Raw genomic sequence first — 13,141 nt, forward strand, 5'->3', positions numbered from 1 at the left:
GGATTCGGCGTCAGTGACGAAATCCCCGCCGTACGGCTCTGGTTGGGGCCGCCGATAAGGAACGATGTATGCGCGCCATCCGTGTCTGCAACGTTTCTAGATGATGTGGCGCCAATCTTCCTTCTTTCGAGTTAAGTCATGCTCGCCCCACTCGCGCCGCTGCTAAAGGTGGAGCCATGCCTGAAAACAGCACCGCCTCGAGCCCATCGACCGTCCTCGGTCGCCAACTGGGCGACGAATTGCGCCGACTGCGAGAGTCCGCGCGGCTCACCACCTCAGAGGCAGCCGAGGCGCTCGACTGCACCAAAGGGAAGATCAGCCGCATCGAGAACGGCCGCGTGACAGTCCGGCTCCCTGACCTGACCGCGATGCTTCAGACATACGGAGCTACGGACACCGAACTCCGCGACCGACTCGCCGGGCTCGCCCGCAAGGCCAACCGCCGTCGCAGGCAGGGCTGGTGGACTCAGTACGGATCGATGCTGGCCGACACGTATCGCGACTACATCGCGCTTGAGGCTATGGCGGGAACCATCCGCACGTTTCAGGCTCAGTTGGTGCCCGGACTGCTGCAGACCCCGGAGTACATCCGAGCGGTGACGGTCGCCTCCCGCCAGTGGCAGACGGCCGACGAGATCGAGCACTTCGTGCAAGTGCGCCTCACCCGCCAGGAACGTCTCGTCGACGACTCACCGCTCCGCCTCTGGGCAGTCCTCTCGGAGGCGGTGCTCCTCCAACAGGTCGGGGGCCCCGAGGTGATGAAGGTGCAGCTCGAACATCTCCTGTCCGCTTCCGAACGCCCAAACGTGACCATCCAGGTCCTCCCGTTCTCGCGTGGAGCACATGCGAGTATGTTCGGCCCGTACGTAGTCCTGGGTTTCCCCGAGGAGGCGGCGCTCGACGTAGTGCTGGCGGACAATCCGACCGGCTCGGTGTGGCTGGAAAGGGAAGCCGAGGTGACCCGCTACCGCGAGTTGTTCGATGCCGCCCGTACGTCCGCCCTCTCCCCCGTGGAATCCCGCACGGTCATCCGACGCAGGTCCAAGGAGCACAGGACATGAACACCTCAGGCCACGAGATACCGGACCTGACGAAGGCGGACTGGCGCAGCAGCACCTACAGCGGTGGCAACAACGAGTGCCTCGAACTCGGCCACGACATCCCCACCCACGCCCCCGTCCGCGACAGCAAGAACCCCACCGGCCCGGTGATCCCCTTCGGCCGCAATGCCTGGCACGCCTTCATCGCACACCTTGGCTGAGGGCCGCGGCCGCGAGTCTCAGCGCTCCAGGAACACCCGCCCCCCGACCTCCACCGACCCCTCCGGCTGCGGTGCCGTCACGATCTGCGAGCCCGCCCCCTGGCGGACGTTGAGCGCACGGCCTAGCCGGGCCGTGAGCAGCAGCGCCGCCGCGCCCGTCGCCTCGTCCTCGTCGATCCCGTCGTCGCGGCCGGGGAAGCCGCGGGCGCGCACCCGGCCCGCCGTCTCGTCCTCCCATGCCCAGGCGTAGATCCACTCCCCAGGCGGGGGGACGGACAGGCCATCCACCTCCTCGGGCGTCGCGTACTGCCGCAGCGTGCGCGGCGGCGCCCACTCCGCGCGGGCCTCGATCCAGCAGAACTCGCCGTCCTGGCGGGCACCCACCACTCCCGCCTGCGTGACCAGTTCGGGCACGTCGAGCAGCCAGGCCGTGCCCACGCAGGGGTGTCCGGCGAACGGCAGCCGCAGGGTGGGCGTATAGATGTCGATGACACCGCGCTCGGGGTCGTCGACGAACACGGCCTCGCTGAAGCCGAGCTTCAGGGCGAACGCCTGCCTCTCGCTTCGCTCGGGGATCGACGAACCGTCGCGGACGACGCCGAGTTCGTTGCCGTAGCCGCCGTCGGGCCCACAGAAGACGCGCAGCACGTCGTAGTCAGTCACGCGGGCATTCAAACATCACACCGGCGCCCCGGCCGACGGCGGCCGAATCAGGCTCCTGGCGCGCCGGTGAGACCTGAATCACGGACCCGCCGGGCATGACTTAGCCAAGCCTCGGCTAAATTAGGCATGCCTTACCGAACCTTCTCCGTGGAGCACGCATGCGAACCGTCCGCTTCTCCGCCGTCGTCGCCGTCACCGCGGCAGCCCTGACCGCCGTCACGGCCTGCACCGCGAAGAGCGACGCCAAGGGCGACGGGGCGATCCAGGTGACGGCGGCCGACTCGACCTGCGAGACCTCGACGAAGTCCGTGCCGGCCGGCCATGTCACGCTGCAGATCGAGAACAAGGGTTCGAAGGCCACCGAGGTCGAGATCCTCTTCCCGGACGACCGGATCGTCGCCGAGAAGGAGAACATCGGTCCGGGCACCAAGTACACGATGACCTCCGAGGTCAAGGCCGGCGAGTACGAGATCGCCTGCCGCCCCGGCATGAAGGGGCACGGCGTACGGCAGAAGCTCACGGTCACCGGCGGCACGAGCGCCAAGCGGGACCCCAAGCTGGACCAGGCCGTGGCCGACTACCGCGCCTACGTACAGGCGCAGGCCGACGAGACGCTGCCCCACGTCGAGACCTTCGTGAAGGCGGTCAAGGACGGCGACCTGGAGGCCGCGAAGAAGGCGTACGCGATCTCCCGGCTCGGCTGGGAGCGCACCGAGCCCGTCGCCGAGTCCTTCGGCGACATCGACCCGAAGGTCGACGTCCGCGCCGACGGTCTGGAGCCGGGCCAGAAGTGGACCGGCTGGCACCGTCTGGAGAAGGCGCTCTGGGCGGACAAGAAGATCGGCGCTCAGGAGAGAGCCCTCGCCGACCAGCTCGTGACCGACCTGAAGGACTGGCAGAAGCGGGTCGGCACCGCCGAGATCACCCCGACCTCCATGGCCAACGGCGCCAAGGAACTGCTCGACGAGGTCGCCACCGGCAAGGTCACCGGCGAGGAGGAGGCCTACTCGCACACGGACCTGGTCGACTTCAAGGGCAACGTCGAGGGCGCGCAGAAGGCGTACGAGCTGCTCAAGCCGGTCGCCGGGAAGAAGGACCCGGCACTGGCCAACGAACTCGACCAGCAGTTCGCCGCGCTGAACACGCTGCTGGACAAGTACCGGTCCGGCAAGACGTCGTACGACTTCGTCTCCTACGACAAGGTCGGCAAGGACGACCGCAAGGAGCTCTCGGACGCGGTGAACGCGCTCGCCGAGCCGCTGTCCAAGCTCGCCGCCGCGGTCGTGAAGTAGGAGAGCGGGAACATGACGGACACTTCCAACCCCGACACGACCACGCCGGGCACCGCCTCCTCGGCGCCCTCCCGGCGGGCGCTGATCGGCTGGGGCGGGGCGGGACTCGCGCTCGGCGCCGCCGTGACCGGCGGAACGGTCGCGATGGCCCGTACGCGCGACGACGCGGACCCGGCGGGGGCCACGACGGGCGCCGAGGTCGCCTTCCACGGCGCGCACCAGGCGGGCATCGCGACCGCGGTGCAGGACCGGCTGCACTTCGCCGCGTTCGACGTGAAGACCACCGACCGTGCCGCGCTCGCAGGGATGCTGAAGGACTGGACCGAGGCCGCGCGCCGTATGACCGCCGGTCGGGCGGTCGGCGAGGGCGCGTTCGGCGGGCTCCCCGAGGCCCCGCCCGACGACACCGGTGAGGCGGTCGGTCTCAAGCCGTCGCGGCTGACGCTGACGATCGGCTTCGGGCCGTCGTTCTTCGAGAAGTTCGGCCTCGCGGACAAGCGGCCTGACGCGCTCGTGGACCTGCCCCACTTCCCGGGCGACAACCTGGAGAAGTCCCGCACCGGCGGCGACCTGTGCGTCCAGGCCTGCGCGGACGACCCGCAGGTCGCCGTGCACGCGATCCGCAACCTGGCCCGCATCGGCTTCGGCAAGGTCGCCGTCCGCTGGTCCCAACTCGGCTTCGGCAAGACGTCGTCGACGACCCCGGACGCCCAGACCCCGCGCAATCTCTTCGGGTTCAAGGACGGCACCAGCAACATCGCGGGCACCGAGACGGACCGGCTGAAGAAGCATGTGTGGGTCGGCGACGGTGACGGACCGGCCTGGATGGCGGGCGGTTCGTACCTCGTCGCCCGGCGCATCCGTATGAACATCGAGACCTGGGACCGGACTTCGTTGCAGGAGCAGGAGGACGTCTTCGGCCGCGACAAGGGCGAGGGGGCCCCGGTCGGCAAGGCGAAGGAGCACGACGAGCCGTTCCTGAAGGCGATGAAGCCCACCGCGCACGTCCGGCTCGCGCACCCCGACGCCAACGGCGGGATCACCATCCTGCGCCGCGGCTACTCCTTCACTGACGGTACGGACGGCCTCGGCCGCCTCGACGCCGGTCTGTTCTTCCTGGCCTACCAGCGCGACCCCCGCAAGGGGTTCATCCCGCTGCAGCGCAAGCTCGCGGCGTCCGACGCGCTCAACGAGTACATCCAGCACGTGGGTTCGGCTGTCTTCGCGATCCCGCCGGGGGTCCGCGACCAGCACGACTGGTGGGGTCGGACCCTGCTTTCCGAGGAGGCGTAGCCCGTGTTCTCCAACTATCTGATCGGCCTGCGTGAGGGGCTGGAGGCCAGTCTCGTCGTCTGCATCCTGATCGCCTACCTGGTCAGGACCGGCCGACGGGACGCGCTGAAACCGATCTGGACCGGCATCGCCATCGCGGTCGCCATCGCGCTCGGCTTCGGCTTCGCCCTCGAGTTCGGCTCCCAGGAGCTGACGTTCCAGGCGCAGGAGGCGCTCGGCGGCTCCCTGTCCATCCTCGCGGTGGGCCTGGTGACCTGGATGGTCTTCTGGATGCGGCGCACGGCCCGCAACCTCAAGTCCGAGCTGCACGGCAGGCTCGACACGGCCCTGAAGACGGGCACGGCCGCACTCGTCGTCACCGCGTTCCTGGCCGTCGGCCGCGAGGGTCTGGAGACCGCGCTGTTCGTGTGGGCGTCGGTGCACGCGGCGAGCGACGGCACGCCCCGCCCGCTGATCGGCGTCGCCCTGGGCCTGGCCACCGCCGTCCTGCTGGGCTGGCTGTTCTACCGCGGTGCCCTGAAGATCAACCTTGCCAAGTTCTTCACGTGGACCGGCGGCATGCTGGTCATCGTCGCGGCAGGCGTCCTCGCCTACGGCATCCACGACCTCCAGGAGGCCGACCTGATCCCCGGCCTGACCAACCTCGCGTTCGACATCAGCGGCACGATCCCGCCGGACAGCTGGTACGGCACCCTGCTGAAGGGCGTCTTCAACTTCCAGCCCGACCCGACGGTCCTTCAGGTCACGGTGTGGGCTCTGTACCTGGTCCCCACGCTCGCGCTGTTCCTCTCCCCGGTAGGGTTCGCCTCCGGAAAGGGGAAGGTGAAGGTCACTGATGAGCAGGGATCGCGGGGATCACAGCCCTCGAACGCTTCGTAGTCCGGGCCGGCTCGCCCTGGTGACGGCGGCGGTGGCCACCGTGTCCGTGACGGCGAGCGGCTGCGTGGTGGTGCACGGCGAGCGGGAGGTCGTACCGACGGCGACCCGGGCCGAAGCCGCCCGTGCGCTGGGGGACTTCCTCACCGCCTACAACAAGGCGGACAAGGCGTACGACCGGTCCCTCGACGCGGACCGGGTCACCGGTCCGATCGCCGACATCGACGGGGGCAAGCTGGAGGCCGGGCACCGGAACCACCCGGGCGGCAACCCGGCCCACGTCCCGCTGAAGCTAACCGACGCCAAGTTCACGATCCCCGAAAAGGCGGGCTGGCCACGCTGGTTCGTCGCCGACACCCGCGCCAACAAGGGCAGCACGGACGCCCGTTGGCTGCTGGTCTTCACCCGCTCCGAGGCGAGCAAGGTGTGGGCGGTGTCATATCTGACCATCCTCCCCGGCAACGACGTACCGACGTTCAAGAAGGACAAGGACGGCTGGGCCGAGCCCGTCCCCGCGAACGACCCGGCGCTCGCCGTGCAGCCGCAAAAGCTCGGCGCGGCGTACACGACCTATCTGCAAAGCGGCGGGGACGCGTTCGCGCCGGGCATGCACACCTCGCAGTGGCGGGCCACCCGGCTGAAGAACGCGAGCAAGCCGGGACTTGCCCGGCAGTACATCGACGAGCCGCTGAGAGGCGGCGACTACGCCCCGGTGGGGCTGCGGACCACGGACGGTGGCGCGCTGGTCTTCTTCGCCACGCGCCACTACGAGAAGCAGACGGCCGCGCAGGGCGTGAACATCAACGTCACCGATCCGGACATCAAGGCGCTGCTGAAGGGCGAGGTCAGGCAGTCACTGACCCGGGAGTACGTCTCCAACCAGGCCGTACTGGACCCGGCGAAGGGCGAGGTGAAGTTCCTCAGCCGGGTACAGGGACTGACCGGCGCCAAGGGGGAATAGGCCCGGTGTCGGCGCGTGCGCGACCGGGCCGCTCAGCCCCGGTGCGGCCAGGACGCGAGTTCCGTCTCGCCCTCCGCGTGGCGCGCGCACGCGTCCGTCAGCGCCTCCAGCAGGCTCAGCGGATCCGGCAGCGTGTGTTCCGGCCCCCGTACCCACTCGACCGTCAGGTCACCGGGCAGCCGAGCGGGCGGCAGCAGCACATACGAACCCCGGCAGTGCCAGCGCAGCCCCGGGTGCTCGTCCATCGTCTCCGGGTGGCAGTCCAGTTCGCACGGCCACCACTCGTCCTCGTCCTCGGGCGTGCCGCGGGTCAGCGTGAAGAACAGCATGCGCCCGTCGCCGGTCGTGGCAACCGGTCCCACCTCGACACCGGTGGCGAGCAGCCGTTCCAGGGCTTCCTGACCGGCCTGGTGGGGGACGTCGAGGACGTCGTGCACCATCCCGGTCGCGGTGATGAAGTTCGCCTCCGGCTGGTGCCTGACCCAGCGCTCGATCTGCGCCCGGTCGGTGGTGGACTGCGTCTGCCAGGCGAAGGAGACCGGATGCCGGGCGGGCGTGGGACAGCCGACGCGGTCGCAGGAACACCGGTAGCCGACGGGGTGCGCGGCGGGCGCGAGCGGCAGCCCCGCGGCGGCGGCAGCCAGCAGCATCTCCTCACGGCCGCCGTCGCCGACGTCCTCCTTGCGACGGTCGGGACGACGTCCGCGCAGCCACTGGGAGATCCTGCCCCGCCCGCCCGTGCGGCGGCCGAACTCTGCGCTCATCTATCCCCTCGCCTCGCTGCTGTGATGCGGACAGCACGCCTTATGGTCCCACCATCCTGCGCCTCCCGTGACCGGAGCCTTCGTCCGGGGTGGAGGAGACGACAGCGACTGCGGACCAGGGTCGGGATGTATAGCAGGATTTCATACGATTTACCCGGCCAGAAGTGAGCCTCAGCGGGGCGCCAGGCCGTGGAGGGCGTAGTCGACGAGGGTGTCCGTGTACGCGTACGTGATGGGCCCGGTGCGCTGGAGCCAGCGCTGGGCGAGTGGGGAGACGAAGAGTTCGAGGGCGATGCGCGGGTCGACGTCGGGGCGTATCGCACCCGTCTGCTGCGCGGAGCGCAGCCGACGGACGTAGAGCTGGAACTGGGGCTCGAGCAGCTTGGCGACGACCTCGGCACCGAGCTGCGCGTTGACCAGGCCCTCGGCGGCGAGGGCGCGGGCCGGGGCCTCGAAGCGGGGGTCGCGCAGCTCGTCGACGGTGGCCCGCAGGACGAGTTTGAGGTCGGCGGCGAGATCCCCGGTGTCGGGGAGGGCGTGCGGCTCCTGGCCGGTCTCCTCGGTCGCCCGTTCGCCGAGGTCGAGGAAGGCCTCCAGCAGGACGTCGGCCTTGGACGGCCACCACCGGTAGATGGTCTGCTTGCCCACACCGGCCCGGGCGGCGATGCCCTCGATGGTGGTCCTCGGATAGCCGATCTCCCCGACGAGCGCGAGCGCGGCGTCGTAGATGGCGCGGCGGGACCTCTCACTGCGGCGACTGGAATCGGGTGCGGGCTTCTTGACCATGCGGCCGAACCTATCAAGGCGGCAAGACGGTGCGTCTCGCGCGAGGGCTGGGCTGTTCAGTCCACGGGAGGCGGCGGCCAGGCGTCGCCCCAGTCCGCGTCCCGGGCCGCCTTGTACAGCGGCCCGTGCCGCTTGGTCACCGTGTCGCGGTGCAGCAGCTCACCCGGGCCGCACAGGTCGAGGAGCACCTGGCCCTTGCGGATCTGCGGCCTGCGGACGACCCGGGAGGTGGCCGGCGCCACCGGGAGACGGGTCGCGGCGACATAGCTGAACTTCTCGTCCTCGTATGCCAGTGAGCCGCCCTTGACCTGTCGGTGCAGTGAGGAGCGGCTGACCCGGGCCGAGAAGTGGCACCAGTCCTGGCCGGGGACGATGGGGCAGGCCGAGCTGTGCGGGCAGGGGGCGGCGACATGGAAGCCGGCGCCGATCAGCCGGTCGCGGGCCTCGATGACGCGGGCGTAGCCGTCCGGGGTGCCGGGCTCGATGATCACGATGGCCTGGGCGGCGGAAGCAGCGGCGTCGACGACGGACGCGCGGTCGGCCTCGGTGAGTTCGCCCAGGACGTAGGAGACCGTGACTAGATCGGCGCTCTCGATAGAGAGCGTCGCTCCGATACGAGAGCGGTGCCATGCGGCGGATCTCAGCGCAGGGTTCGCGGCGGCGATCTCCCGGCCCAGCGCGAGTGCGGGCTCAGCCCAGTCGAGCACGGTGACCGGCCGCTCCCCTTCCCAGGTCGCGCTCACGGCCCAGGTCGCCGCGCCGGTGCCGCCACCGACGTCCACATGGCTCGCCGGTACCCAGTCGGGCACGGCGTCCGCGAACGCGTCCAGCGCCGCGCGCACTGCCTCGAACGTCGCGGGCATCCGGTAGGCGGCGTACGCGACCACGTCCGAGCGGTCCCGCAGTACGGGCGCGTCGGTCGGGGTCCGCCCCCGGTAGTTCGTGATCAGCCGGTCCACGGCCTGGGCGGCCTGCCTGGGCGGGAGCCCGTCGAGCAGCCCGGCGAGGGCGGCGCGGAGGGTGTCGGCTGGAGAGGCGGGGGCGTTCACCGGGAAATTCTCTCAGGTTCCCCGGGTCGCCCGTGCCAGTCGGTCCCCGGCCGCCGCCCTCGGCCGGCTGTCCGGGCTCCGGCGGCGCGGATGGACCGTGTTCGCCAGGATGACGAGGAAGGTGTCCGTCGCCGGGTCCAGCACCAGCGACGTGCCCGTGAATCCCGTGTGACCGGCAGCGCCCCGGCCCGCCAGCCCGCCCATGAACCAGGGCTGGTCGAGAGCGAAGCCGAGCCCGGGCGGGGTGAGCAGCAGCTCGACGAAGTCGGGGCCCAGGATGCGCGCGGGCCCGTACGAGCCGCCGGCCAGCAGCGTGCGGCAGAAGACGGCCAGGTCACGGGCCGTGGAGAAGAGGCCCGCGTGACCGGCCACCCCGCCGAGCGCCCACGCGTTCTCGTCGTGGACCACCCCCCGCAGCATCCCCCGGTCCGCCTTGGCCCACGGCCGCCGCTGGTCCTCCGTCGCCGCCGCGCCCGGGCTCGGCCCGAAGCCCGTCGCCGTCATGCCGAGCGGCCGGGTGATCCCGTCGCGGATGAGCACATCGAGGGTGCGGCCGGTGATGCGTTCCAGGACGTACTGCAGGAGCAGCAGGTTCAGGTCCGAGTAGCGGTACGTCCCGGGCTGTGACACCGGCGCCTCCGCCCGGAGCAGCGCGAGCCGTGCCGCCGGTGACCGGCAGTCGTACAGCGGGAGTTCGGGCCGCAGTCCGGAGGTGTGGGTCAGGAGCCGGCGCACGGTGATGCCGTGCTCGGCGGCCGCCCGGAAGTCCGGCAGATACGCCGCCACACGGGCGTCGATGCCGAGCGTGCCGCGCTCGAGCTGCTGCACGGCGGCGACCGAGGTGAACAGCTTGGTGAGCGAGGCCAGGTCGAAGGGTGTGTCCACGGTCATCGGCACCCGCGCCGCGGGCGGCAGTTCGACACCCCGGTCCGTGTCCGCGTCGTACGCGGCGTAGCGGACCGCCCAGCCCACCGCCTCCTCGACGGCGACCACCGGGCCGCGCCCGGCGACCACCACGGCACCGGCCGCCCAGGGGCGCTCCGCACTCACGGCGTCGCTGATCCCTTGGACGAGGAGGCGCAGCTCGTGCGGATCGAGCCCGGCCTTCTCCGGGGTGCCGACTCGTAGTCTCGGTGCGCTCAGCTCTCCTCCCTCGTGCTCCCGGCCGCTCCCCTGCGCCGACGCCCGCGCCCGCGCAGCACGTATACCCCGCCGGCCAGCAGTGCCATCGCTCCCCCGGCCCCGCCGACCAGCCCCCACGACGAGCCGCTGCCCGCGGTGGAGGGCTCCGCACCCGAGGCCCTCTCCGGCGCCTTGGCCGGCGGCGCGGGCGTCGCCCTCGATCCGCCCTCGCTGAGCGGGTCGACCAGGCTGCCCACCGCCCGGGTGGTCGCGCCGCGGGCGAAGCCCCAGTCGAGCAGGGCAGCGGTCTCCTCGTAGACGCTGTTGCCACCGGGCCGCGGGTGCATGACGGTCACGAGGAGGGTGCGGCCGCCGCGGGTGGCGGCACCGGTGAAGGTGTTGCCCGCGTGGCTGGTGTATCCGTTCTTGACGCCGATGAGCCCCTTGTACGTGCCCAGACCCCAGGCGCCGGTCAGCAGACGGTCGGTGTTCTGGATCTGGAAGGTCTTCCCGTCGTCGTCCGGGAAGTCGGCGGTCCGTGTCGCACAGTAGCCGCGGAAGTCGGCGTTCCGCAGGCCGTGGCGGGCGAACAGCGTGAGGTCGTACGCGGAGGAGAACTGTCCCTCGTGGTCGAAGCCGTCGGGGCTGACCACATGCGTGTCGAGGGCCTGCAGATCCTGTGCCCTCGCCTGCATCTCGGCGACGGTCCTGGCGACGCCGCCGTTCATATGGCTGAGGACGTGCACCGCGTCGTTGCCGGAGCGGAGGAAGACACCGAGCCACAACTGCTCGACGGTGTAGGTGATTCCGGGCTTGATGCCGACCAGGCTGGAGCCCACCGGGACGTCTGCGAGGTCCTCGTCGGTCACCTGGTACGTCCGGGTCCGCTCGAACTTCGTCAGCACGGTGTCCGCGAACAGCATCTTCAGCGTGGAGGCGGGCGGGAGCCGGTGGTGCGCGTTGTACGCGGCGAGCACCTCGCCGCTGTCCTGGTCGGCCACGAGCCAGGAGCGGGCGGTGAGCTTCTCCGGCAGGCCGAGGGCCCGTTGCACCTGGACGCCGGTGCGACCCAGCCGCTCACCGCCGACGACCTCGGGGGTGCCTCCCTGCTCGACAGCCGAGAACTGGGGGGAGGCGGACGCGGGTGCGGCGAGGGCCAGCGGCGCGGCGGCGGCGAGCCCGAGGACGGCACGGCGGCTCATCTGCGCGGCACGCGGGGAGGGCGGAAAGGAATCACGCATCCCGGGACCGTACAAAGGGAGCCTGTGGCGGCACGCAAGGGAGGCATAAAGGCGCGGCAAAGCCCGGGTCATCGTGTCCGCCTCCCCCACGGGATCCGCCGCCGGAGCCCGTGCTCGGGTGCGGGCCCCGGCCACCCGATCGGCGTCGCGAACATGCCGGGCGGGTGGGGGTGGTGGGACGGTGGGAAGGCGGAGGGAACTGTTCCTGCAGCCTGCCCCGGGAGCCGACCGTGACCTGTATCGACCGACGTGACGTGGGACTGCTGCTGCTTCGGCTGGGCACCGGCGGGGTGCTGGCCGCGCACGGCGCGCAGAAGCTGTTCGGCTGGTTCGGCGGGGGCGGGATCAAGGGGACCGGGCAGCTCATGGAGTCGATGGGCTACCGGCCCGGGAAGGCGAGCGCCGCGGCGGCCGGGCTCGCGGAGGCCGGCGGCGGCACACTGCTGGCGCTGGGCCTGGCGACACCGGCGGCGGGCGCGGCGGCGGCCGGCGCGATGGCGGGGGCGGCGGCGGTCCACGCGCCGAGCGGGTTCTTCGCCCAGGAGGGCGGCTACGAGTACGCGGCGTCCGTGGGTCTCACGGCGGTGAGCCTGGCCGTCGCGGGCCCCGGCCGCCTCTCCCTGGACGCCGTACTCGGGCACGCCGTGAACCGGGACTGGATGGTTCCGGCCGCGTTCGCGGCGACGGCGGCGGTCACGGCGGTGGTGGTGGGGGCGCGGAACAGGCGGATGCGGAGGAGTGCGGCGGGGGAACAGGAGGCGCTGTTCGAGGAGGAGTTCGAGTAGGAGCGGCCTGCGGACGCGGCTCGTGCCGCAGCAGGCACTGGTCAGGAGGCCGTGTCGGCCGGCTCTGGTTCCGCGGCGGCCTGCTGGGCGACGGTACGGGGCGCCCGAGGCCGGGAACGGGACACGGCCACACCCGCCAGGCACAGGACGCCGCCGAGCAGGGTCAGCCAGGCAGGCACCTCGTCCAGGAACGCCCAGCTCAGCAGTACCACGATGGCCGGGACCGCGTACGTCGTCGCGCCCATCTTGCCGGCGGGCGTGCGGGCCAGCGCATAAGTCCACGTGGTGAAGGCGAGAGCGGTCGGCACCACGCCGAGGTAGACCATGTTGAACGTCGCGGACGCCGGGGCTTTCGGCAGTTCGGCGGCCAGTTGCCCGGCGAACGGAAGACACGCCACCGTGCCGATCAGGCAGCTGTACGCGGTGATCTGGAGCGGGGTCCCGTACGACAGCGCCGGCTTCTGGGCGACCACGCCGGTCGCGTAGGCCACCGCCGCGAGAAGACACAGCACAGCTCCGAGTACCGAGGTGCCGCCGTCATGCCCGGACGAGGTCGACAGGCCGACCACCACCGCCCCGCCGAAGGACACCGCCATCCCGGCGAGCAACCGCGGCGGCAGCGCCTCCCCGAGCAGCCGCGCCGCGAGCAGTGCCATCAGGATCGGCCCGACGTTCACCAGGAGGGCCGCCGTCCCGGCGTCGACGAGGCGCTCACCCCAGTTGAGGACGACCATGTAGCCGCAGAACCAGACCACTCCGGACACCAGGATGCCGCGCCAGGCGCCGCGGGGTGGCAGGCCTGCGCGTCGTATGACCACCAGGGCGACCAGCACCAGCGAGGCGGACAGCAGCCGGCCGAGCGCCAGTGCGCCCGGGGAGTAGGCGGATCCCGCACTGCGGATGGACACGAAGGCGGACGCCCAGGCGACCACGGAGAAGGTGGCGGCGCCGGCCGTGAGGACGCCAGGAGAGCTGAGACGGGAACCCATGCGGACAGCCTAAGGTCCCAACATTTCGGCGTCCACCGAAATTTTCTCGTCAGATGCCA

General features: G+C 71.1%; 14 protein-coding genes. 7 read left to right on the forward strand and 7 right to left on the reverse strand.

What is annotated here, in order from left to right; all coding sequences use genetic code 11:
* Positions 1 to 176 precede the first annotated feature (176 nt).
* Together ACWDEX_RS04060 and ACWDEX_RS04065 are read left to right on the forward strand one after the other, a co-directional pair.
* Positions 177 to 1,061, forward strand: coding sequence for a helix-turn-helix domain-containing protein (locus ACWDEX_RS04060; protein WP_450461599.1), 885 nt, complete (start codon positions 177 to 179; stop codon positions 1,059 to 1,061).
* Positions 1,058 to 1,261: a DUF397 domain-containing protein gene (locus ACWDEX_RS04065; RefSeq protein ID WP_450461600.1), complete on the forward strand. Its 204-nt coding sequence runs from the start codon at positions 1,058 to 1,060 to the stop codon at positions 1,259 to 1,261. Before ACWDEX_RS04060 ends, ACWDEX_RS04065 begins: the two co-directional genes overlap by 4 nt.
* An 18-nt stretch (positions 1,262 to 1,279) precedes the next feature.
* Here the strand turns inward: ACWDEX_RS04065 and ACWDEX_RS04070 are convergent, their stop codons facing one another.
* The gene (locus tag ACWDEX_RS04070; RefSeq protein ID WP_450461602.1) at positions 1,280 to 1,924 is read right to left on the reverse strand and encodes a PhzF family phenazine biosynthesis protein; all 645 of its coding nucleotides are present in this window, start codon (positions 1,922 to 1,924) and stop codon (positions 1,280 to 1,282) included.
* Between the two features lie 158 nt (positions 1,925 to 2,082).
* Here ACWDEX_RS04070 and efeO point away from each other — a divergent pair, with 158 nt between their 5' ends.
* The 4 genes from efeO to ACWDEX_RS04090 are packed head-to-tail and all read left to right on the forward strand — an operon-like array spanning position 2,083 to position 6,346.
* Positions 2,083 to 3,216 (forward strand): iron uptake system protein EfeO, encoded by a 1,134-nt coding sequence (gene efeO / locus ACWDEX_RS04075; RefSeq protein WP_450461603.1) that lies wholly within the window; start codon positions 2,083 to 2,085, stop codon positions 3,214 to 3,216.
* Between the two features lie 12 nt (positions 3,217 to 3,228).
* A complete protein-coding gene (gene efeB, locus ACWDEX_RS04080) occupies positions 3,229 to 4,509 on the forward strand; it encodes an iron uptake transporter deferrochelatase/peroxidase subunit (RefSeq protein ID WP_450461604.1) in 1,281 nt (426 codons plus the stop codon).
* Positions 4,510 to 4,512: 3 nt separating this feature from the next.
* Positions 4,513 to 5,388, forward strand: a complete 876-nt coding sequence (gene efeU / locus ACWDEX_RS04085) for an iron uptake transporter permease EfeU (RefSeq protein WP_450461605.1) — start codon at positions 4,513 to 4,515, stop codon at positions 5,386 to 5,388.
* A complete protein-coding gene (locus ACWDEX_RS04090) occupies positions 5,345 to 6,346 on the forward strand; it encodes a hypothetical protein (RefSeq protein WP_450461606.1) in 1,002 nt (333 codons plus the stop codon). The genes efeU and ACWDEX_RS04090 overlap by 44 nt, the downstream gene beginning before the upstream one ends.
* A 32-nt stretch (positions 6,347 to 6,378) precedes the next feature.
* Here ACWDEX_RS04090 and ACWDEX_RS04095 read toward each other — a convergent pair whose 3' ends face one another.
* From ACWDEX_RS04095 to ACWDEX_RS04115, 5 genes are all read right to left on the reverse strand, one after another.
* Complete coding sequence (locus ACWDEX_RS04095; RefSeq protein ID WP_450461607.1) at positions 6,379 to 7,110, reverse strand: bifunctional DNA primase/polymerase; 732 nt, start codon at positions 7,108 to 7,110, stop codon at positions 6,379 to 6,381.
* A gap of 171 nt (positions 7,111 to 7,281) precedes the next feature.
* Entirely contained in the window at positions 7,282 to 7,896 is a 615-nt protein-coding gene (locus ACWDEX_RS04100) for a TetR/AcrR family transcriptional regulator (RefSeq protein ID WP_450461608.1), read from the reverse strand.
* Positions 7,897 to 7,952: 56 nt separating this feature from the next.
* On the reverse strand, positions 7,953 to 8,945 hold the full coding sequence (locus ACWDEX_RS04105) for a small ribosomal subunit Rsm22 family protein (protein ID WP_450461609.1): 993 nt from the start codon (positions 8,943 to 8,945) through the stop codon (positions 7,953 to 7,955).
* A gap of 12 nt (positions 8,946 to 8,957) precedes the next feature.
* The gene (locus ACWDEX_RS04110) at positions 8,958 to 10,151 is read right to left on the reverse strand and encodes a serine hydrolase domain-containing protein (protein WP_450461649.1); all 1,194 of its coding nucleotides are present in this window, start codon (positions 10,149 to 10,151) and stop codon (positions 8,958 to 8,960) included.
* Positions 10,085 to 11,308: a D-alanyl-D-alanine carboxypeptidase family protein gene (locus tag ACWDEX_RS04115; protein ID WP_450461610.1), complete on the reverse strand. Its 1,224-nt coding sequence runs from the start codon at positions 11,306 to 11,308 to the stop codon at positions 10,085 to 10,087. The genes ACWDEX_RS04110 and ACWDEX_RS04115 overlap by 67 nt, the downstream gene beginning before the upstream one ends.
* 230 nt (positions 11,309 to 11,538) lie before the next feature.
* Here ACWDEX_RS04115 and ACWDEX_RS04120 point away from each other — a divergent pair, with 230 nt between their 5' ends.
* Positions 11,539 to 12,093, forward strand: coding sequence for a DoxX family protein (locus ACWDEX_RS04120; RefSeq protein ID WP_450461611.1), 555 nt, complete (start codon positions 11,539 to 11,541; stop codon positions 12,091 to 12,093).
* 41 nt (positions 12,094 to 12,134) lie between these two features.
* Here ACWDEX_RS04120 and ACWDEX_RS04125 read toward each other — a convergent pair whose 3' ends face one another.
* Positions 12,135 to 13,082: a DMT family transporter gene (locus tag ACWDEX_RS04125; RefSeq protein WP_450461612.1), complete on the reverse strand. Its 948-nt coding sequence runs from the start codon at positions 13,080 to 13,082 to the stop codon at positions 12,135 to 12,137.
* Between the last annotated feature and the right edge of the window lie 59 nt (positions 13,083 to 13,141).

This window comes from Streptomyces sp. NPDC001020, assembly GCF_053599115.1.

Excerpts from the sequence above, each read along its gene's own strand:
- ACWDEX_RS04060 (WP_450461599.1), top strand. The coding sequence starts at position 177 with ATGCCTGAAAACAGCACCGCCTCGAGCCCATCGACCGTCCTCGGTCGC.
- ACWDEX_RS04065 (WP_450461600.1), top strand. The coding sequence starts at position 1,058 with ATGAACACCTCAGGCCACGAGATACCGGACCTGACGAAGGCGGACTGG.
- efeO (WP_450461603.1), top strand. The coding sequence starts at position 2,083 with ATGCGAACCGTCCGCTTCTCCGCCGTCGTCGCCGTCACCGCGGCAGCC.
- efeB (WP_450461604.1), top strand. The coding sequence starts at position 3,229 with ATGACGGACACTTCCAACCCCGACACGACCACGCCGGGCACCGCCTCC.
- ACWDEX_RS04090 (WP_450461606.1), top strand. The coding sequence starts at position 5,345 with ATGAGCAGGGATCGCGGGGATCACAGCCCTCGAACGCTTCGTAGTCCG.
- ACWDEX_RS04095 (WP_450461607.1), bottom strand. The coding sequence starts at position 7,110 with ATGAGCGCAGAGTTCGGCCGCCGCACGGGCGGGCGGGGCAGGATCTCC.
- ACWDEX_RS04100 (WP_450461608.1), bottom strand. The coding sequence starts at position 7,896 with ATGGTCAAGAAGCCCGCACCCGATTCCAGTCGCCGCAGTGAGAGGTCC.
- ACWDEX_RS04115 (WP_450461610.1), bottom strand. The coding sequence starts at position 11,308 with ATGCGTGATTCCTTTCCGCCCTCCCCGCGTGCCGCGCAGATGAGCCGC.
- ACWDEX_RS04125 (WP_450461612.1), bottom strand. The coding sequence starts at position 13,082 with ATGGGTTCCCGTCTCAGCTCTCCTGGCGTCCTCACGGCCGGCGCCGCC.